Consider the following 19107-nt stretch of genomic DNA (forward strand, 5'->3'; position numbering starts at 1 on the left):
GGGGGGCGGGCGACCGCGCGGCTACAGCATCGATTCGATCGGCAGGATCGACAGGAACCAGATGCCAAGCCGGCGCCACCAGCTGGTGTTGGGCTCGGTGTCGTGGCGGATCACTTCGCCGTCGCGCCGTTCCAGCCAGTAGAGCCGGCCGGTCTCGTCCAGCCGGACCTGGTAGGCCGCTTGTGGAACCACGCTGGCGAAGGTGGATTCGATCCGGCCCGCCAGCGCGGGGCTGTCGATGATAAAGCCGAGTTCGGTGTTGATCATGGCCGAACGCGGATCGAAATTGAACGAACCCACGAACACCCGGTTGCCGTCGACCGCGAAGGTCTTGGCGTGCAGGCTGGAACCGGAACTGCCGAAGGGGCCGGCGCGTTCCTCCTTCTTGCGGGGCTCGGCCGCGCGCCGCAGTTCGTACAGGTCCACGCCGGCCTCGAGCAGCTGCTTGCGCCGCTTGGCATAGCCGGAATGCACGGCGGCCACGTCGGTGGCCTCCAGCGCATTGGTCAGCACGCGCACCGCGACCCCGCGCTGTGCCATGTCGGTAAAAAAGGACGTGCCGCCGGTCGAGGGCACGAAGTAGGGCGAGACCAGGTCGAGCGTGCGCTGCGGCTCGCCCAGGATCTCGCGCAGCTGGTGCGCCACCAGCGTGCTGCGCGAGGCTTCGCCCAGGGCCTTGGCGGGGTTGTCGCTGACCATGCGCGTGCTTGCCCACTGGAATTGCAGCGTGCCGTCCAGCATCCGCCGCACGTCAGGCAGTTCGCGCACCGCGGCCAGGTAGGCCGCGGCGGCCGGGTTGCGCTCGACCTCGCGGGCCTGCCCGACCAGCGCCTGCAGCCGTTCCACGCTGACCGGCGGCAGCAGCCGGTCCACCGGATACGCCGAGGCGCTGGACCAGTAGCGGTCGAAATCCTGCGCCACCTCGCCGGCTGCGGGGCCGACCGCGATCACGTCGAGGTCGGCGAACAGCACGCCGTCGGTGGCGCCGAAGTATTCGTCGCCGACATTGCGCCCGCCGATGATGGTGGCGACGCCGTCGGCGGTGAACGACTTGTTGTGCATGCGCCGGTTCAGGCGCCGGAAATCCGTCAGGAAATTGAGCGCCTTGGGCTGGCGGATCACGAACGGGTTGAAGATGCGCACTTCGACATGCGGGTGCGCGTCCATCGCGGCCAGCCGTTCGTCCATGCCGGCAATGCCGTTGTCGTCGAGCAGCAGGCGCACGCGCACGCCACGCTCGGCGGCTTCGTGCAGGGTCTCGAGCAGCAGCGTGCCGGTCAGGTCATCGCGCCAGATGTAGTACTGCACGTCGAGCGTGCGCTGGGCGGTGCGGGCCAGATGCACGCGCGCGGCAAAGGCGGCGTAGGCGTTCTCCAGCGGATGGATGCCGCTCAGCCCCGGGTGGCGCGCCACTTCGCCGGCCAGCGCCCGGCCCAGCGGCGTGGACTCGGCTTCGGCCGGCGTCAGTGCAAAGGATTCGGTGCGGGGATTCAGCGGCGGCAGCGCGCAGCCGCCGAGCAGGGTGGCGCAGCACAGCATCAGCGAACTGGCGCGCAGGCGGCGATGGGGGAACGCGGCGTCGGTCGGCAATGGCATCGGTGGGCGGGGTCGCCCCGTGGCGGGGCTCCGTGATTGCGGCAATGGTGCCATGTTGCCATGCCGCGCCGCGGGCGTCGCGATTCGCGCAGGCCGGCGCCAATGCCAGCCGGCCGCGCGCGGCGGTCAGGACGCCGCCACCACGCCGCAGGCAATGCGGCCGCCGGCATTGCCGGTGGGCTGGGTCTTGTAGTCGTCCGGATCCTTGTGCACCACCACCGCGCGCCCGATCACGCTGTTGGCGCCGGTACCCACCGACAGCGACGGCAGCAGCATGCTGACGCGCACGTTGCCGTTGGCATCGGCGGTGACGTTGTTCATGTCGCCGGCATGGTGGTCCGCCATGGTCATCTGCCCGTGCGGCTTGCCGGCCGGGTTGAAATGGCCGCCCGCGCTCATCGCGTCGGGCGCGGAACAGTCGCCTTTCTCGTGGACGTGGAAGCCGTGGACCGAATTGGGCGGCAGCCCGGTAATCGCGGCCGTCATCATCACGCCGCCGGGCTGCTGCTGGAAGGTGACGGTGCCGGCGGTGTTGGAGCCGCTCTTGGGCTGCAGCGTGGCCGACGCCCTGGCGCCGCTGGTGGCGCCGGTGGCGGACGGCTGGGCCGCGGACGAAGAGGGCATGCCGGAGCCGGCGCAGCCGGCCAGTGCCATGGTTGCGGCAATCCACGCCGCCAGCGGGAGAAGCACTTGTTTCATCGGAATCCTCTTGTTGTCGTGATTTCGGATGAAACAGTATAGGTCGGCGGCCGCTGAACCGATTTCCGGTTTTGTCCTACATGCGGCCGGGCATGCGCGCCGCTGGCGGATCGCGCCAGCGGACCGGCCGCTCAGGCTGCCACGGGCAGCGGCTGCTGTGCCGCACCAAAATGCGGATGGCGCGAGAACAGCTCGGCGGCCCAGTTCACGAACACCCGCACCTTGGCCGACAGGTGCCGGTTCTGCGGATACATCGCCGAGATCGGCAGTTCATCGGTCTGCCAGTCGGCCATGATTTCCACCAGCCTGCCGCTGGCCACATAGGGCTCGGCCATGGCGCGCGAGATGCGGGCGATGCCGTGGCCCTCCAGCGCGCAGCCAAGGTAGACATCCGCGTCGTTGGTGGAAATGGCTGAGGGCAGCAGCACCTCGCCGCGCTCCGCGCCGCGCGCCAGCGGCCAGGGCATCTCCCGGCCGTTACGGTTGGACAGGAAGTTGACCGCCTTGTGCTGCGCCAGCTCGGCCAGGTCGCGCGGGGTGCCGCTGCGGTTCAGGTAGATCGGCGAGGCGTAGAACGCCAGTTGCACATGGCCGATACGGCGGGCCACCATGGCTTCGTCCAGCGGTATGCCGACGCGCAGCACCACGTCGACGCCTTCCTGCAGCAGGTCGATCGGCTTGCCGTTGATGGTCAGCTCCAGCTTCAGGTCCGGATAGGCCTGGAAGAATTCATGCAGGTGAGGCACCAGCACCAGTTGCGCCAGCCCGGCCGTGGTGTCGACCGAGAGCGTGCCGCGCGGCGAATTGTTCTGGCGCGTCAGCGACTGCTCGGCCTCCTCGACATCGGCCAGGATGCGCACGCAGCGCTCGTAGTACGCGGCGCCGTCGTTGGTCACGCTGATGCGGCGCGTGGTCCGGTGCAGCAGCTTCACGCCGAGATGGGTTTCCAGGTTCTGGATCAGGCGGGTCAGCGTGGCCTTGGGCAGGTCCATCGACTCGGCGGCACGCGCAAAGCTGCCGACGTCGACGACCCGGGTGAATGCCTGCATTGATACGAGACGGTCCATGATGTGGTTCCGACGATAGCTCCGAACGGCGCACCGCCCGCGCTCGTAGCGCACGCGGCCTGTCTTGTTGTTGTGACGGGGAGTCTGCCGGCTGCTGGTACTGGATGCGCGCTGGCTGGGCGCGATGCCGGCATGGGTTCAAGTCAGGCGTCCGGCGCCGCGACAGTCCCACCCGCGGGCCGGGCGCGCAACGGCCTGGCCAACCGCCGCGCGTGCCGAGAGCGGGAGTGAATCACAAAATCCAAGACCTTGTCATGCGTGGGGATTTCGGTTTTCAGACGCATGGCAGGCCGGGTTGCGATTATTCCAATCCCGGAACAGTGCATTGGCGATCTCTCGCTTTATCCCATCCTCGTCAATCACCATAATCCGTTGCATCGCAACACTCAAGCGCATTGTCCATGCCGTGCGCCTATGCCATGTCACAGAAGCCAGGCCAACGCTCCGCAGCCGCCAGCGCCGCCACTGCCCCCGCGGCAGCCGGGCCGGGACAGGCGCGCGTGGCCGAGCACACGGTGACCAGCGACGGCCGCGAGGTCCTGGTGCGCGTGTGCTATCCGCCGGGCTACCCGGCACCGGGCCTCGACAGCGCCGCGCTGCTGCCCTGGCTGGTGTACCTGCATGCCGGCGGCTTCGTCGACGGCGGCCTGGAGCACGCCTGCCACCTGGTGCAGGACCTGGCCACGACGGTGCCCGCGGTGGTGGTGACTCCGGCGTATTCGCTGGCACCCGACCACCCGTTCCCGGCGGCGCCCGAGGACGCGCACAGCACGGTGCAATGGGTGTTGCGCAATGCCCGGCGCCTGAAGGTGGACAAGACCCGCTTTGCGCTGGTGGGCGAGGAAGCCGGCGGCAACCTGGCGATCGCCCTGGCGCAGATGCTGCGCGACCGCGGCACCGCCCAGCCGCGCGGCCAGTGGCTGATCCGGCCGGTGACCGACCCGTGCCTGCAGCACGCCTCTTGCGCGGGCTTCGACGGCGGGCAGGTGCCGATGGAAACCCTGAAGCGCCTGGCCGAGAACTATCGCGACTACCTGCCGACGCCGGCCGATACGGTGCATCCGTATGCCGCCCCGGCGCTGGCCTCGCGCCTGGCCGGGCTGCCGCCCACGCTGGTGCAGGTGGCCGAACACGACGCGCTGCGTGCCGAAGGCGAAGCCTTCGCCGGGCGCCTGGGCAAGGCCGGTGTGCCGGCCCAAGCCATGATCATGCCCGGCGCCTGCGGCGACGGCGTGGAAGAGGCCCATGACAGCTGTCAGGCATGGGTCGACGAAGGTGCGCGGTTCCTGCGGCGATGTCTGGCCGTGGCCGACGCTACCTCACCCTGACTGAACGCCGCGCTGGCGCCAACGCCAGCCGGCCTGGAGCCAAGCCCGCCGGCTGAGCCGCTCCAGACAACCGCCAGCCGGCTCTGTTTCGGCCAGAGCCAGGACCGCAGCGCGCGCCGTGATGCGCGCGGTCCCAAGTCCGACCATCAGTTTGACCATGGTTCCGATCCGCCCGCGCGGACCGGCAGGCGGCGTTCGGCCATTTGCTTTTCCGGTTGAAGAAAACCCGATCCAGGAGTTTGAGAAATGCAGCAGCAGAAGCGACGTACCCTGATTGCCCTCGCCATCGTCGTGGTGCTCGGTGCCGGCGTGGCCGGTTCGATCCTGCGCCCTTGGCACAGCGGCGAAGCGCACGCCAACACGCCGCCGCCGGCGCCCGCCATCGAGGTGGCCGCGGTGGTCGGGCAGACCATCACCGAGTGGGATGAATTCTCCGGCCGCCTGGAAGCGGTGGACCGGGTCGAGATCCGCCCGCGCGTGGGCGGCACCATCGATGCCGTGCACTTCCGCGAAGGCGCGCTGGTGAAAAAGGGCGATCCGCTCTTCACCATCGACCCGCGGCCTTATGCCGCGGAGGTGGCACGCGCCGAGGCCGCGCTGGGCGCGGCGCAGGTGCGCGCCGCCCACGCCAAGGGCGAGGGCGAACGCGCGCAGCGCCTGCTGGACGACAACGCCATCTCGAAGCGCGAGTTCGACGAGCGCATCCATGCCGCGCGCGAAACCGGCGCCAACGTGCGCGCCGCGCAGGCGCAGCTGGAAACCGCGCGCCTGAACCTGGCCTACACCCGCATCACCGCGCCGGTGTCCGGCCGCGTGTCGCGCGCCGAGATCACGGTGGGCAACCTGGTGGCGCCCGGCGTGGCGACGCCGCCGCTCACCACGGTGGTATCGGTGTCGCCGATCTACGCCAGCTTCGAGATCGACGAGCAGAGCTACCTGCGCTACACCGCTCCCGGCGCCGGCGGCGGACAGGCCAACCTGCCGGTCTACCTTGGCCTGGCCAATGAGGACGGCCATCCGCACCAGGGCAAGATCCAGTCGGTCGACAACCGGCTCGATACCCGCAGCGGCACCATCCGCGTGCGCGCGGTGTTCGACAACGACGACGGCCGCCTGCTGCCGGGCCTGTACGCCAAGGTCAAGATGGGTGGCGGCGCGCCGCATGCGGCGGTGCTGGTCAACGACCGGGCGGTCGGCACCGACCAGGGCAAGAAGTTCGTGCTGGTGGTCGACAAGGCCAACAAGCTGGTCTACCGCGAAGTCGAGCTCGGGCCCAACTATGAAGGCCTGCGTGTCATCCGCAAGGGGCTGAAGCCGGGAGAGAACATCGTCGTCAACGGGCTGCAGCGCGTGCGGCCGGGCGACACGGTGCAGCCCAAGGCGGTGGCCATGGCCTACCGCAGCGAACTGGAGCCGCGCCCGGCGGCGCCTGACCGCAAGCAGGCTGCGAGCGAGAAGGGCGACGCCGACGTGAAGCCGGTGAGTTGAGCGCCATGAAAGCTTGCTGAGGGTTGCTCCCCTCTCCCGCTTGCGGGAGAGGGGCAGGGGGTGAGGGCGGGCGCGTCAAAGGCCCAGGCCGGTGGGTTTAAACCGCTGGCTCCGGTTAAACCACCCCTCACCCCGGCCCTCTCCCGAATGAGGGGAGAGGGAGCAGAAGGCCCAGACAAGCGCTGGCGGTTTTGCAGCATCCAGAACTGTCGGCTTGCTTGATGTGGTGCCTTGCCAGCACCCCGACTTTGTATTGCCCCCAGATGTTGATGGTGCCCGCCACAAGCAGGCCGCCAGGGGAGCGCTTTTAGCAGAGACCAACATGAATCTCTCAAAATTCTTTATCGACCGCCCCATCTTCGCGGGGGTGCTGTCGGTGCTGATCTTCCTGATCGGCGCCATCTCGATGTTCAAGCTGCCGATCTCGGAGTACCCGGAAGTGGTGCCGCCGTCGGTGGTGGTGCGCGCGCAGTATCCGGGCGCCAACCCCAAGGTCATCGCCGAGACCGTCGCGTCGCCGCTCGAAGAGCAGATCAATGGCGTCGAGGACATGCTGTACATGTCGTCGCAGTCCAACAGCGACGGCCTGCTCACGCTGACCGTGACCTTCAAGCTGGGCACCGACCCGGACAAGGCGCAGCAGCTGGTGCAGAACCGCGTCTCGCAGGCCGAGCCGCGCCTGCCTGAGGACGTACGCCGGCTGGGCATCACCACCGTCAAGAGCTCGCCGGACCTGACCATGGTGGTCCACCTGGTCTCGCCCAACGACCGCTATGACATGACCTACCTGCGCAACTACGCGGTGATCAACGTCAAGGACCGGCTGGCGCGGCTGCAGGGCGTGGGCCAGGTGCAGCTGTTCGGCTCGGGCGACTACGCCATGCGCGTGTGGCTCAACCCGGAAAAGATGGCCGAGCGCCAGCTCGCCACCGGCGACGTGATCAAGGCTATCCGCGAGCAGAACGTGCAGGTGGCGGCCGGCGTGATCGGCCAGTCGCCGTCGCTGCCGGGCGCCGACCTGCAGCTCTCGGTCAATGCCCAGGGCCGCCTGAGCACGGTGGAAGAGTTCGGCGATATCGTCGTGCGCACCTCCGCCGATGGCGCCGTGACCTACCTGAAGGACGTCGCCCGCATCGAGCTGGGCGCATCGGAATACGCATTGCGCTCGCTGCTCGACAACAAGCCCGCGGTGGCGATTCCCATCTTCCAGGCGCCGGGCTCCAACGCCATCCAGATCTCGGATGACGTGCGCAAGACCATGGAGGAGCTGAAGCAGAACTTCCCGGACGGCATCGACTACAGCATCGTCTACGACCCCACGCAGTTCGTGCGCCACTCGATCGAGGCGGTGACGCACACGCTGTTCGAGGCGATTGCGCTGGTGGTCCTGGTGGTGATCCTGTTCCTGCAGACCTGGCGTGCGTCGATCATCCCGCTGCTGGCGGTGCCGGTGTCGATCGTCGGTACCTTCGGGCTGATGCATCTGTTCGGCTTCTCGATCAACGCGCTGTCGCTGTTCGGGCTGGTGCTGGCGATCGGCATCGTGGTCGACGACGCGATCGTGGTGGTGGAGAACGTCGAGCGCAATATCGAGGAAGGGCTGACGCCGAAGGAGGCCACCTACAAGGCCATGCGCGAAGTCAGCGGCCCCATCATCGCGATCGCGCTGACGCTGATCGCGGTGTTCGTGCCGCTGGCCTTCATGACCGGCCTGACCGGGCAGTTCTACAAGCAGTTCGCGCTGACGATCTCGATCTCGACCATCATCTCCGCGTTCAACTCGCTGACGCTGTCGCCGGCGCTGTCGGCGCTGCTGCTGAAGAGCCACGACGCCCCCAAGGACTGGCTGTCGCGCTGGATGGACCGCGTCTTCGGCGGCTTCTTCAAGCGCTTCAACAGGTTCTTCGGCCGCAGCGCCGAGAGCTATGGCCGCGGCGTGAAGGGCGTGATCCGCCGCAAGGGTTCGGTGTTCGGCGTCTATGCGGTGATGCTGGCGCTGACCTGGGGGGTGTTCCAGCTGGTGCCCAAGGGCTTCGTGCCGGCGCAGGACAAGCAGTACCTGGTGGGCTTTGCCAAGCTGCCTGACGGTGCCACGCTGGACCGCACCGAAGACGTGATCCGCAAGATGAGCGAGATCGCGCTCAAGCATCCGGGCGTGGAATCGGCGGTGGCCTTCCCGGGCCTGTCGATCAACGGCTTCACCAACAGCCCGAGCGCCGGCATCGTGTTCGCCACGCTCAAGCCGTTCGAGGAGCGCAAGAGCGCCGAGCTGGGCGGCGCGGCCATCGCGGCCGAGCTGAACCAGAAGTACGCGGCGATCCAGGATGCCTTTATCGCGGTGTTCCCGCCGCCGCCCGTGCAGGGCCTGGGCACCATCGGCGGCTTCAAGCTGATGATCGAGGACCGTGCGGCGCTGGGCTATGACGCGCTGTTCGAGGCCACCAACGCGTTCGCCAACAAGGCGCGCGCCACGCCCGAGCTGACCGGCATCTTCAGCAACTACCAGGTCAACGTGCCGCAGCTCGACGTCAGGCTGGACCGCGTCAAGGCCAAGCAGCTTGGCGTGCCGGTGACGGATGTGTTCGACACGCTGCAGACCTACCTGGGCTCGGCCTATGTCAATGACTTCAACAAGTTCGGCCGGACCTACCAGGTCAAGGTGCAGGCCGACGCGCCGTTCCGCGCCCATGCCGAGGACATCCTGCAGCTGAAGACGCGCAACGCCGCCGGCGACATGGTGCCGCTGTCGTCGCTGGTGCAGGTGAAGCAGGGCTTCGGTCCCGACAGCGTGGTGCGCTACAACGGCTTTACCGCCGCCGACATGAACGGCGGGCCCGCGCCGGGCTTCTCGTCGGGCCAGGCGCAGGCCGCCGCCGAGCGCATCGCCGCGGAAACGCTGCCGAAGGGCATCAAGTTCGAATGGACCGAGCTGACCTACCAGGACATCCTGGCCGGCAATGCGGGGATCTGGATCTTCCCGCTGTGCGTGCTGCTGGTGTTCCTGGTGCTGGCTGCCCAGTACGAAAGCCTGACGCTGCCGCTGGCGGTGATCCTGATCGTGCCGATGAGCCTGCTGGCGGCGATGACCGGGGTGTGGCTGACGCAGGGCGACAACAACATCTTCACGCAGATCGGCTTTATCGTGCTGGTGGGCTTGTCAGCGAAAAACGCGATCCTGATCGTCGAGTTCGCGCGCGAGCTGGAGCATCACGGCCGCACCGTGGTGCAGGCCGCGATTGAGGCAAGCCGCCTGCGCCTGCGCCCGATCCTGATGACGTCGTTCGCGTTCATCATGGGCGTGGTGCCGCTGGTGGTCTCCACCGGCGCCGGCGCCGAGATGCGCCATGCGATGGGCGTGGCGGTGTTCGCGGGGATGCTTGGCGTGACCTTCTTCGGGCTGTTCCTGACGCCGGTGTTCTACGTGGCGCTGAGGCTGCTGGCTACGCGGGGCCAGCGGCGTAAGTCGTCGGCGTCGGTGGAACATCAGGCGATGGCGTCCGCTGAATAGCGCTTGTTTGCTCCCCTCTCCCTCAGGGAGAGGGGCGGGGGAGAGGGCAGCGCTGGCAGTACTGTGGCGCTTCACTTCGCGCATGCGCCGGCCCTCTCCCCAACCCCTCTCCCGCGAGCGGGAGCGGGGAGCTACCTCGGTGGCGTTGAACCCCCAGAGCACAGAACAGTCAAGGAAATCCCAAAATGATTGCCCACATCACAAGGCAGTTGCCCCGAATCGCCACGCTGGCCGCCGCGCTGGTGCTGGCCGGCTGCTCGCTGGCACCGACCTACAAGGTGCCGGAGACGGCCACCGTGCCGGCCTTCAAGGAAGCCGAGGCCGCCCAGGCCGAAGGCGCGCAATGGAAGACCGCGACGCCGGCCGAGGGCCAGCATCGCGGCGAATGGTGGAAGATCTTCGGCGACGCCGAACTGGACCGCCTGATCGCCGCAGCCGGCGAATCCAACCAGGATCTCGCCATCGCCGCGGCCCGCCTGAAGCAGGCGCGCGCCTTCACCGGTGCCACCGAGGCCGACCTCTACCCGCAGCTGAGCGTGGGGCTGGACCCGACCCGCTCGCAGCCGTCGGCGGCGTCGCAGGGCCTGCCCGACGGCACCCGCGTGCCGCCGCAGACGGTGCTGAAGGCGCGCGCCTTCGCCAGCTATGAACTGGACCTGTTCGGCCGCGTCGCGTCCAGCGTCAACGCCGCGCGCGCCGAAGGCGAGGCCGCGGAAGACCTGTACCGCTCGGTGCAGCTGGCGCTGCAGGCCGACGTGGCGCAGGCGTATTTCGCGCTGCGCACGCTGGACAGCGAGCGCGACTTGCTCAACGCCACCATCCGGCTGCGCGAGGATGCGCTGTCGCTGCTGAAGAAGCGCTATGACGCCGGCGAAACCACCGATCTCGATCCGGCCCGCGCCGAAGCGGAACTGGGTACCGCGCGCGCGGACCTGGCCGGCATCGAGCGCCGCCGCGCCAACCAGGAGCATGCGCTGGCGGTGCTGACCGGCGTGCCGCCGGCGGCGTTCTCGCTGCCGTCCCGGCCGTTCGATGCCGCGCCGGTGGCGATTCCCGCCGGGCTGCCTTCGGAGCTGCTGGAGCGGCGCCCGGACATCGCCGCGGCGGAACGCCAGATGGCGGCGGCCAATGCGCGCATCGGCGTGGCCAAGGCGGCGTTTTTCCCGCGCATCACGCTGACCGGGCTGTTCGGCTTTGAATCGGCCGATCTCTCCAACCTGTTCAAGTGGTCCTCGCGCACCTGGATGCTGGGGCCGCTGCTCGGCTCCAGCATCGCGCAGACCGTGTTCGACGGCGGCCGCAACAGCGCCAACCTGGCCGGCGCCCGCGCCGCCCACGAGGAAACGGTGGCAAGCTACCGCCAGACCGTGCTGGTGGCCTTCCGCGAGGTGGAGGACAGCCTCGCGGACGTGCGCTGGCTCAGCCAGCAGGCCGGCGCGCTGGACAGCGCACTCGGCGGCGCCAGGCGGGCGGCGCGCATCTCGCGCAGCCGCTATGACGCGGGCGCGGTCGACTACCTGACGGTGATCGATGCCGACCGCACCGTGCTGCAGTCGCAGCGCGAGGCCAACCAGGTTGCCGGACTGCGCGCGGCCGCCACGGTATCGCTGGTGCGCCGGCTGGGCGGCGGCTGGGGTCCGCTGCCGGCAACGGTGGCCGCGGCGCCGGCAGCTGCGGCCGAGGGCGCGGCCGCTCCGGTGGCGCGCTAAGCCACGCACGGGACTGGCGCGATGCCGGGCAGTCACTACACTGTAAGCATCGCGCCATGCGCAAGGGATGCACGGGTGCGTCCCGCTTGCGTCCGGTCCCGCCGCCATGCTTGTCCGACACAGGAAACCGCTCTGGGGCTTCGTCTTTGCCGCGCTCACCGTGGGCGCGCTGGTGGCGCCGCTGCCGGGGCTGGACCGCACCGCCATCCATGACGAGGTGGTGATCGCGCGCCCGCCGGCGCAGGTCTTCGATTTTGTTGCAACGCCGCGCCACTGGCCCGCCTGGCATCCGGCGTCGCTGGCGGTGGCGGGCGCGACCGACCATCCGCTCGGGCACGGCGAACGCGTCGCCGAAACCTTCGTGCTGGCCCGGCGCGGCGGGGTGGTGGTCTGGACGGTGATCGAAAGCCAGCCGCCGCGCACGTGGTCGATCGAAGGGCTGGCCGGAGGGCGCCGCGTCGGCACCATCACCTACCGGCTGACGCCGACGATGTCACCGTCGCTGACACCATCGGCCGAACGCACGCGCTTCGAGCGGGAGTTTCGCTACCGCTCGCCCACGCTTCTGTTCGCACTGATCAACCGACTGACGCTGCGCGACCAGCTGCAGGCCGAGTCCACCGAAGCCGTGCGCCGGCTCAAGTCGCTGCTGGAGGCCCAGCCTGCACCCTAGCGCGTCCTGGGCCCGCTCCCGATATTGCACAATACCGGCTTTGCAGGCTTGCATCGACCGGAGATACCGCATGGCAAAGCAGGGCGCACTGGGACTCAGGAGCATTGCGTTGTTCGAGGCCGCCAAGGGGCTGCTGGTGATCGTGGCGGGGCTGGGCCTGGCCGCACTGCTGCATCGCGATGCCCAGGCGCTGGCCGAAGCCATCATCCAGCGCTGGCATGTCAACCCGGCCAGCCGCTATCCCACCATCTTCCTGTCGCTGCTGCAGCATCCCGACAATGCGCGCCTGTGGGCCATCGGCGGATCCGCCGCGGTCTATGCGCTGATGCGCTTTGCCGAGGCCTACGGGCTGTGGCGCGGGCTGGCCTGGGGCAACTGGATCGGGGTGTGGTCGGGCGGCATCTATATCCCGCTGGAACTGTACGAGGCACTGGTCCATCCCAGCTGGCTGCATGGCGCGCTGGCCGCGGCCAACCTGCTGGTGGTGCTCTATCTGGCGCGCGGGCTGCTGGCCAGGTCGACCACCAAAGGGTCGTGATCCGAAGACCGGTACGGACCGGGCGCATAGAGGGCGGGCGTGCCATTGGCGCGAGGGACCGGGACATAGGAGAAAGCCGCCGGCTCGTCGGCATTGATGTGCCAGGCGTGGACGGCCACGACATGCGCCGCGGCCGCGGCATCGGCCAGCACATGGTCGAGGTATCCCGCCTGGGCCTCGTAGACGTAGCTGTAGGCCTGCGGCCCGGCAAACCGCGCGACCATGTCGGCATAGCCGCGCCGCGCCAGCAGGCGTAGCGGGTCCTCCATCGCATAGCTGTTCAGGTCGCCGATCACCAGCACGCCGGCGTCGGCGACGCCGGTCGGCGCCATGCCCAGCCAGCGGGCCAGGGTGTCGGCGGCCTGCACGCGCGCGGGGTTCCAGCAGCCCTGGCCGTCGCGCTGGTCGGCGTGCGCGCCGGCGGCTTCGACACAGTTCTTGGACTTGAAATGGTTGACCACCACCGTCACCGGCGCGCCGCCCGCCGCGGCGCGGAAAGTCGCGGCGAGCGGCTGGCGGCTGCGCTCGCCCAGCCATGTGCTGGCCACCCGGCCGGCGGGTAACGCGGTGCGGGCGTTGTACAGCAGCCCGACCGCGATGGCATCGGTGCCCAGCGCAGGCGTGCCGGGATCGGCTACGCGCCAGTCCGGTCCCAGCAGCGCGGCCAGCTGGCGGATCGCGCCGGTGGGGCCGTAGCCGTTGTTCTGGACCTCCATCAGGCCGATCACGTCGGCATCGAGGGCGCGCAGCGCGGCCACCAGCTTGGCCTGCTGTCGCGCCAGCGCGGCCGCGTCCTGCGCGCCGCGGTTGCCGGGCGCATCGAGGCCACCGCCCACGCCGTCGCCATTGAAGTAGTTCTGCAGGTTGAAGGCTGCCACGCGCAGCGCGGTGGCGGGATGCCGCGGCGGCGCTGCGGGGCGCGGGTTGGCGCGCCGGTAGAGCGGTGCGCCGGCAGCGCGCACCGGCTGCAGCCGCCACTGTCCGTGGCGCCGCTCCAGCACGCCCTGCACGCCGGTGACGGTATCGCCGGCGCGTAGCGGATGGTCTGTCGACAGGCGCGGGGGCGGGTACGGCACCACGGCAGGAAACTGGCGTGTCGAGCCATCGTCGAGCAACAACCGGTTGCGGGCATTGTCTGCCGCTGCCTGGCGCGCCTGCGGTCCCGGCAGGGCCTGTTGCGTAGGCGCGATCGGACGCCCATGGCTCAGCACCACCGTGCCATACCGGCCCAGTTCGTGGGTATCGCTGACGGTCAGAGTCTGCGGCAGGCGCACCAGCATGCCTTCCAGCGCTGCCAGGTCGGACTCGTCGGCCAGTGGCAGCGTCAGCGTCCGCGGCGTGACGGACAGGCCCTGGGTGCAGACCAGCAGCGAGCCAGCCAGCACCAGCTGCGTTTGTCCGAATTTTTCCTCGATCTTTCCGGACACGCGAACCATGTCGCCCACGTTGGCGCGGGTGCGTGGCGCATAGACGAAGAGTCCCTCCGAACCACCTGGCCGATGCACGCGCTGCGCGTCCGCTGTTTGCAGGAAGAAGCCGCGCAGTCCCTCGTCGCCGCTGAAATCTGCCGTGACGATGGCCTGCAATTCGACCATCCTTCCCGCCTGCGCCGAGGCCTGGCCGGGGGCGCGCACGTCGGCCAGCGCGGTTGCGGGGCTGCCGCATGGCTGCATCGCAGCATCGGCGCCGGACGGCAGGGCCAGCAGGCAGGCCAGGAAAAGGGCGGGCAGCGCATTCAGGGCAATGCTGCGTTCAGGCAGAGGCAGGCGCATGGCGGTTTCGGCAGGTCATGGCAAGGTGAACGATGCTAACCCCCGCGTGTAACGGAATGCTTGCCGCGGGCATGTGACGCCGCGATCGTGCTAAGGTAGTAGAGACCCGCCGGTACCCGACCGGCGCCGGCATCCACTTCATCGCCACGACGACATGATCAAGGAAATCGCACAAATCACCATCAAGCCCGGCATGGACAAGCAGTTCGAGCATGGCGTGAGCCAGGCCACGCCGCTGTTCCTGCGCTCGCACGGCTGCCACGGCGTGCAGTTGTTCCGCTCGATCGAGCAGCCCGACCAGTACACGCTGGTGGTGGACTGGGAAACCGTGGACGACCATATGGTCCTGTTCCGCGAATCGCCCGAGTTCCAGCAATGGCGCGGCCTGGTGGCGGAGACCTTTGCCGCGCCGCCCGACGTGCACCACGAGTCCAAGGTCCTGTAAGCCCGCGCCATGAACACCCGGCCCGAACGTCCCCGCCATTTCTCGATGCTGCGCGAACTGCAGCTGGCCGATGTCTTCACGCTCGGCAACGCGGCCTGCGGCATGGGCTCGGTGTTCTTCGCGATGTTCTTCGTCGCGGACCAGCGGCTGTCGCATTTCTACACGGCGGCGGCGCTGGCGCCGCTGGCGTTTATCTTCGACGTGCTGGACGGGCGCATCGCGCGCTGGCGCCATGCGCATTCGGCATTGGGGCGCGAGCTGGACTCACTGGCCGACGTGATCTCGTTCGGCGTCGGCCCCGCCACGCTGGCCTTTGCCGCCGGCATGCGCGGCGGCTGGGACCTGGCGGTGCTGATCTACTTTGTCTGCTGTGGCGTCAGCCGGCTGGCGCGCTTCAACGTCACCGCCGAATCGCTGGCGGCGGGCAGCGACAGCGGCAAGGTTGCGTACTTCGAAGGCACGCCCATCCCCACCAGCGTGCTGCTGACCGCGGTGCTGGCATGGTGCGCCTCGCAGGGCCTGCTGGGCGGCGAACTGCCTGGCGGCGCATGGGTGCTGGGTCCGGCCGTGCTGCATCCGCTGGTGCTGCTGTTCGCGCTGTCGGGCACGCTGATGGTCAGCAAGACGCTGCGCATCCCGAAGTTCTGAAGGCGCCCGCCATCAGGCGGTTGCAGGCTCCGTTCGCTCGGCCGTACGCGTGCGGCTGACCATCAACGCCATCAGCGCGGCCACCAGGCACGCTGCCCCCGCCGCGTACAGCGCCGGCGTATAGGTCAGCAGCAGCGTGCGGCTCAGCCCCGCGCCGAACGCCGCCACGGCCGCGCCGATCTGGTGGGCCGCGAAGATCCAGCCGAACACCATCGGCGCGCGCTCGCGCCCGAACGCCGTGGCCGCCAGCTTGACCGTGGGCGGCACGGTGGCGATCCAGTCGAGGCCGTAGAACATCGCAAAGATCGACAGCCCGTACAGCGTGAAGGTGGAATGCGGCAGCCAGAACAGCGACAGGCCGCGCAGCGCGTAGTACCAGAACAGCAGCTTGCGGCTGTCGTAGCGGTCGGAGAGCCAGCCCGACAGGATGGTGCCGACGAAATCGAACGCGCCCATCATGGCCAGCGCCGACGCCGCCGGCACCGGACCCATGCCGAAGTCGCCGCACAGGGCGATGAAATGCGTCTGGATCAGGCCGTTGGTGCTGAGGCCACAGATAAAGAACGTGCCCGCCAGGATCCAGAAGGTCTGGGTACGTGCCGCGTCGCGCAGCACACGGAACGGGCCGCTCAGCGTGAACGGCACGGCGACCACCGGTGCCGGTGGCACTGGCGTGGTGGCCGGCACTTCGCCGAACGCGGCCAGGCCGACTTCGGCGGGCCGGCTGCGCATCAGGCCGAATACCAGCAATGCCAGCACCGCGCACGCCGCGAGCACCGGCAGCACAGCCACGCGCCAGCCCATATGCTCGATCAGCCAGGCCGCCACCGGCAGGAACGCCAGCTGCCCGGTGGCCGCGCTGGCCGTCAGGATGCCGATCACCAGGCCGCGCCGCGCGCTGAACCAGCGGTTCGCCACCACGGCCGCCAGCACCAGCGCGGTCAGCCCGGAGCCGACGCCAAGCATCAGGCCCCATGCCACAAAGAGCTGCCACAGCTCGGTCGACACGGTGGCCAGCGCCATGCCGCCGGCAATCAGCGCCAGCGCGGCGCAGACCACGTTGCGCACGCCGAAGCGGTCCATCAGCAGCGCCGAGAACGGCGCCATCAGCCCGAACAGCGCGAAGCGGAACGCCAGGATCGACGAGATCTGGTCGGTGTTCCAGCCCATCTCCCTGGTCAGCGGCTGCAGGAAGGCCCCGGGCAGGCCCAGCGCGGCCGAGGTGGTCAGCATCACCAGGAAGGTCAGGGCGGCAATCAGCCACGCGTAGTGGATGCCGCGCCGGTCGAGCCGGCTGGAAAGGGCTTGCGCGAACATGGGGCTCTCGTGTGTCGGTTATTGCGGTTCGAAAAGGGCAAAGGAAGGGCATCCCCGCTGCACTCCGCCGCGGGCGGTCGGTCAGTGTTCGGGGGAAAAGCTCGGTACTAGCCGGTGCTGCCCAGCAGGTGCGCCCGCACCGCGTTCAGCATCTCGTCGGAGAGCGGATCGCCTTCGGTGGCGCGCGCCAGCGTGAGGGCGCCGACCAGCAACGCCATGCGCACCAGCGCCTGGTCGTGGCGTTGCTGTGGATCGTCAGACGCCACGGTCTGCGCCATGTCATCGATCATGGTTCGCAGCCCTTCCGCATAGGCCTGGCGCACGGGCTTGCCGGCGGGCTCGCGGGCGACATCGACCGCCAGCGCGGCGGCCGCGCAGCCGACGCCCGGGTGGGCGCAATGCGCGGCGGTCAGGTAGGGCTCGACCAGATTGGCGAGCATCGCCTTGCGGTCGCCGCCGGCGCGCGCGAGGCGGCGCTCCCAGCGCGCGGTCGATTCCTCGAACGCACGCTTGCAAGCCTGCGCCGCCAGCGCGTCCTTCGAGGCAAAGTGGCCATAGAAGCCGCCATGGGTCAGGCCGGCGCCGGCCATCAACTCCGCCACGCTGACGCCGTTGAGGCCGCGCTCGCGGAACAGCCGCGACGATGCCTGTTCGATCGCCTCGCGGTTCTTGTTGGTTTGCTCACGTGATGCGCGTGCCATCTGCAGCCTCTGGGATCCGGTTCTTGCGAAGTTTAGATGATGATCATCATTTATTCAATAGATGTTGAGGATCATCTATAGGCGTTGCAAGCTGGTAATGTGCATACATATGAATGCGTCTTCAGCAAGGTGAAGGGTTTTCCCGTATCGTCTTGCCTGATGATCGCCCCAGCCAGCGCGACGCCCCTGCGCCGCCGACCCGGTCTGGCGGCAACCGGTAAAGACAGTGTCCAGCACAGCCCCCCTCCAGACCGCCTCCGCAGCGGACGCCATGACCTCGCGCGAGCGGCGCGGCATGGCCGCCATCCTGATTGCCGTCGCCCTTGCCACGCTCGATACCGCCATCGCCAATACGGCGCTGCCATCGATTGCGGCGGACCTGCGCGCCACCCCGGCGGCCTCGGTCTGGGTGATCAACGCCTACCAGCTCGCCATGGTGGCGACGCTGCTCCCGCTCGCGGCCCTGGGCGGCGTGGTCGGCCACCGGCGCATCTACCTGGGCGGCGTGCTGCTGTTCACGGCCGCGTCGATGGTGTGCGCGCTGGCGTGGTCGCTGCCGACGCTGGCGGCGGCGCGGGTGCTGCAGGGCATCGGCGCGGCGGCCATCATGAGCGTCAACACGGCGCTGATCAGCGCGATCTTTCCCACGCACCGGCTTGGCCGCGGGCTGGGGCTGAATGCGCTGGTGGTCGGGGTTTCGTTTGCGGTGGGGCCGACGGTGGCATCGGTGATCCTGTCCGTTGGCACATGGCCGTGGCTGTTTGCCGTCAACCTGCCGATCGGCCTGCTGGCGCTGGCGATCGGCCGCGGTTCCCTGCCGCAGACGGCACGCAGCACGCACGGTTTCGATCGCGTGGCAGCGGTGCTCAGCGTGATTGCCTTTGCCGCCCTGATCCTGGCGCTGGGCGAGGGCGCGCAGCGCGCGCCGCTGCACCTGTCGCTGGCCGCGGCGGGCATCTTCGTGGTGGCGTTTGCGCTGCTGCTGTGGCGCGAGCGCGGCCATCCGGCGCCGATGCTGCCGGTGGACCTGTTCCGGCGGCCGATGTTCGCGCTGTCGACGCTGACCGCGGTGTGCTCGTTCGCCGCGCAGGGCCTGGCCTTTGTCTCGCTGCCGTTCTACTTCCAGCACGTGCTGGGGCTAGGGCAGGTGGAGACCGGCTTCCTGCTGACGCCATGGTCGGTGGTGGTGGCGCTGATCGGGCCGCTGGCCGGGCGCCTGTCTGACCGCTACCCGCCGGCCGTGCTTGGCGGCGTGGGGCTGGCGGTGCTCAGTGCCGGCATGCTGTCGCTGGCGCTGCTGCCGGCCAACCCGAGCACGCTCGATATCGGCCTGCGCATGTGCCTGTGCGGCGCCGGGTTCGGCTTCTTCCAGTCGCCCAATCTCAAGGCATTGATGACCAGCGCCCCGCGCGAGCGCAGCGGCGGCGCCAGTGGCGTGGTGGCCACGGCGCGGCTGCTGGGGCAGGCCACCGGCGCGGCCCTGGTGGCGCTGTGCTTTGGCCTGGCCGGCGACCATGGCCCCGGCATGGCGCTGGCGTTGGGCGCGGCGTTTGCCGGCGCCGGCGCCGTGGCCAGCTGGATGCGGCTGGCCGCTGCCGACGCGCGGGCCTAGGCTGTA

Annotated in this window: 15 protein-coding genes; 9 read left to right on the forward strand and 6 right to left on the reverse strand. The window is 69.2% G+C overall.

The window, feature by feature from the left end; translation table 11 throughout:
• Positions 1-21 precede the first annotated feature (21 nt).
• The 3 genes from CBM2586_RS22000 to CBM2586_RS22010 form a co-directional block, all read right to left on the reverse strand.
• A complete protein-coding gene (locus CBM2586_RS22000) occupies positions 22-1596 on the reverse strand; it encodes a phospholipase D family protein (RefSeq protein ID WP_115689780.1) in 1575 nt (524 codons plus the stop codon).
• 126 nt (positions 1597-1722) lie between these two features.
• Positions 1723-2295: a superoxide dismutase family protein gene (locus tag CBM2586_RS22005; RefSeq protein WP_115664857.1), complete on the reverse strand. Its 573-nt coding sequence runs from the start codon at positions 2293-2295 to the stop codon at positions 1723-1725.
• Positions 2296-2426: 131 nt separating this feature from the next.
• Positions 2427-3362 (reverse strand): LysR family transcriptional regulator, encoded by a 936-nt coding sequence (locus CBM2586_RS22010; protein ID WP_115689782.1) that lies wholly within the window; start codon positions 3360-3362, stop codon positions 2427-2429.
• Between the two features lie 419 nt (positions 3363-3781).
• Here CBM2586_RS22010 and CBM2586_RS22015 point away from each other — a divergent pair, with 419 nt between their 5' ends.
• From CBM2586_RS22015 to CBM2586_RS22040, 6 genes are all read left to right on the forward strand, one after another.
• Positions 3782-4690 carry an alpha/beta hydrolase gene (locus CBM2586_RS22015; protein ID WP_115691414.1) on the forward strand — a complete coding sequence of 303 codons (909 nt, stop codon included), beginning with the start codon at positions 3782-3784 and terminating at the stop codon, positions 4688-4690.
• A gap of 246 nt (positions 4691-4936) precedes the next feature.
• A complete protein-coding gene (locus CBM2586_RS22020; RefSeq protein ID WP_115664853.1) occupies positions 4937-6178 on the forward strand; it encodes an efflux RND transporter periplasmic adaptor subunit in 1242 nt (413 codons plus the stop codon).
• Between the two features lie 322 nt (positions 6179-6500).
• A complete protein-coding gene (locus tag CBM2586_RS22025) occupies positions 6501-9686 on the forward strand; it encodes an efflux RND transporter permease subunit (protein ID WP_115664851.1) in 3186 nt (1061 codons plus the stop codon).
• A 185-nt stretch (positions 9687-9871) separates the two neighbouring features.
• Complete coding sequence (locus CBM2586_RS22030) at positions 9872-11395, forward strand: efflux transporter outer membrane subunit (protein WP_115689784.1); 1524 nt, start codon at positions 9872-9874, stop codon at positions 11393-11395.
• 106 nt (positions 11396-11501) lie between these two features.
• Positions 11502-12068 carry an SRPBCC family protein gene (locus tag CBM2586_RS22035; RefSeq protein WP_115664847.1) on the forward strand — a complete coding sequence of 189 codons (567 nt, stop codon included), beginning with the start codon at positions 11502-11504 and terminating at the stop codon, positions 12066-12068.
• 70 nt (positions 12069-12138) lie between these two features.
• Entirely contained in the window at positions 12139-12606 is a 468-nt protein-coding gene (locus tag CBM2586_RS22040) for a DUF2127 domain-containing protein (protein ID WP_115664845.1), read from the forward strand.
• Here CBM2586_RS22040 and CBM2586_RS22045 read toward each other — a convergent pair.
• Entirely contained in the window at positions 12558-14378 is a 1821-nt protein-coding gene (locus tag CBM2586_RS22045) for an ExeM/NucH family extracellular endonuclease (protein WP_115689786.1), read from the reverse strand. The two genes, CBM2586_RS22040 and CBM2586_RS22045, sit on opposite strands and share 49 nt — an antisense overlap.
• 154 nt (positions 14379-14532) lie before the next feature.
• Between CBM2586_RS22045 and CBM2586_RS22050 the strand changes: the two genes are divergently transcribed.
• Positions 14533-14823, forward strand: coding sequence for an antibiotic biosynthesis monooxygenase family protein (locus tag CBM2586_RS22050; RefSeq protein ID WP_115664840.1), 291 nt, complete (start codon positions 14533-14535; stop codon positions 14821-14823).
• A gap of 9 nt (positions 14824-14832) precedes the next feature.
• A complete protein-coding gene (locus tag CBM2586_RS22055; protein WP_115664838.1) occupies positions 14833-15471 on the forward strand; it encodes a CDP-alcohol phosphatidyltransferase family protein in 639 nt (212 codons plus the stop codon).
• A 12-nt stretch (positions 15472-15483) separates the two neighbouring features.
• Here CBM2586_RS22055 and CBM2586_RS22060 read toward each other — a convergent pair whose 3' ends face one another.
• Positions 15484-16788, reverse strand: a complete 1305-nt coding sequence (locus CBM2586_RS22060; protein WP_115664835.1) for an MFS transporter — start codon at positions 16786-16788, stop codon at positions 15484-15486.
• A 107-nt stretch (positions 16789-16895) separates the two neighbouring features.
• Positions 16896-17489 carry a TetR/AcrR family transcriptional regulator gene (locus CBM2586_RS22065; RefSeq protein ID WP_115689788.1) on the reverse strand — a complete coding sequence of 198 codons (594 nt, stop codon included), beginning with the start codon at positions 17487-17489 and terminating at the stop codon, positions 16896-16898.
• Positions 17490-17760: 271 nt separating this feature from the next.
• Here CBM2586_RS22065 and CBM2586_RS22070 point away from each other — a divergent pair, with 271 nt between their 5' ends.
• The gene (locus CBM2586_RS22070; protein ID WP_115689790.1) at positions 17761-19101 is read left to right on the forward strand and encodes an MFS transporter; all 1341 of its coding nucleotides are present in this window, start codon (positions 17761-17763) and stop codon (positions 19099-19101) included.
• The last annotated feature ends 6 nt before the right edge of the window (positions 19102-19107 follow it).

Source organism: Cupriavidus taiwanensis, from assembly GCF_900250115.1.
GTDB classification, from domain to species: domain Bacteria; phylum Pseudomonadota; class Gammaproteobacteria; order Burkholderiales; family Burkholderiaceae; genus Cupriavidus; species Cupriavidus taiwanensis_B.

Coding starts and splice junctions, on each gene's coding strand:
- CBM2586_RS22000 (WP_115689780.1), bottom strand. CDS start 1,596: ATGCCATTGCCGACCGACGCCGCGTTCCCCCATCGCCGCCTGCGCGCC.
- CBM2586_RS22005 (WP_115664857.1), bottom strand. CDS start 2,295: ATGAAACAAGTGCTTCTCCCGCTGGCGGCGTGGATTGCCGCAACCATG.
- CBM2586_RS22010 (WP_115689782.1), bottom strand. CDS start 3,362: ATGGACCGTCTCGTATCAATGCAGGCATTCACCCGGGTCGTCGACGTC.
- CBM2586_RS22015 (WP_115691414.1), top strand. CDS start 3,782: ATGTCACAGAAGCCAGGCCAACGCTCCGCAGCCGCCAGCGCCGCCACT.
- CBM2586_RS22020 (WP_115664853.1), top strand. CDS start 4,937: ATGCAGCAGCAGAAGCGACGTACCCTGATTGCCCTCGCCATCGTCGTG.
- CBM2586_RS22025 (WP_115664851.1), top strand. CDS start 6,501: ATGAATCTCTCAAAATTCTTTATCGACCGCCCCATCTTCGCGGGGGTG.
- CBM2586_RS22030 (WP_115689784.1), top strand. CDS start 9,872: ATGATTGCCCACATCACAAGGCAGTTGCCCCGAATCGCCACGCTGGCC.
- CBM2586_RS22035 (WP_115664847.1), top strand. CDS start 11,502: ATGCTTGTCCGACACAGGAAACCGCTCTGGGGCTTCGTCTTTGCCGCG.
- CBM2586_RS22040 (WP_115664845.1), top strand. CDS start 12,139: ATGGCAAAGCAGGGCGCACTGGGACTCAGGAGCATTGCGTTGTTCGAG.
- CBM2586_RS22045 (WP_115689786.1), bottom strand. CDS start 14,378: ATGCGCCTGCCTCTGCCTGAACGCAGCATTGCCCTGAATGCGCTGCCC.
- CBM2586_RS22050 (WP_115664840.1), top strand. CDS start 14,533: ATGATCAAGGAAATCGCACAAATCACCATCAAGCCCGGCATGGACAAG.
- CBM2586_RS22055 (WP_115664838.1), top strand. CDS start 14,833: ATGAACACCCGGCCCGAACGTCCCCGCCATTTCTCGATGCTGCGCGAA.
- CBM2586_RS22060 (WP_115664835.1), bottom strand. CDS start 16,788: ATGTTCGCGCAAGCCCTTTCCAGCCGGCTCGACCGGCGCGGCATCCAC.
- CBM2586_RS22065 (WP_115689788.1), bottom strand. CDS start 17,489: ATGGCACGCGCATCACGTGAGCAAACCAACAAGAACCGCGAGGCGATC.
- CBM2586_RS22070 (WP_115689790.1), top strand. CDS start 17,761: ATGACCTCGCGCGAGCGGCGCGGCATGGCCGCCATCCTGATTGCCGTC.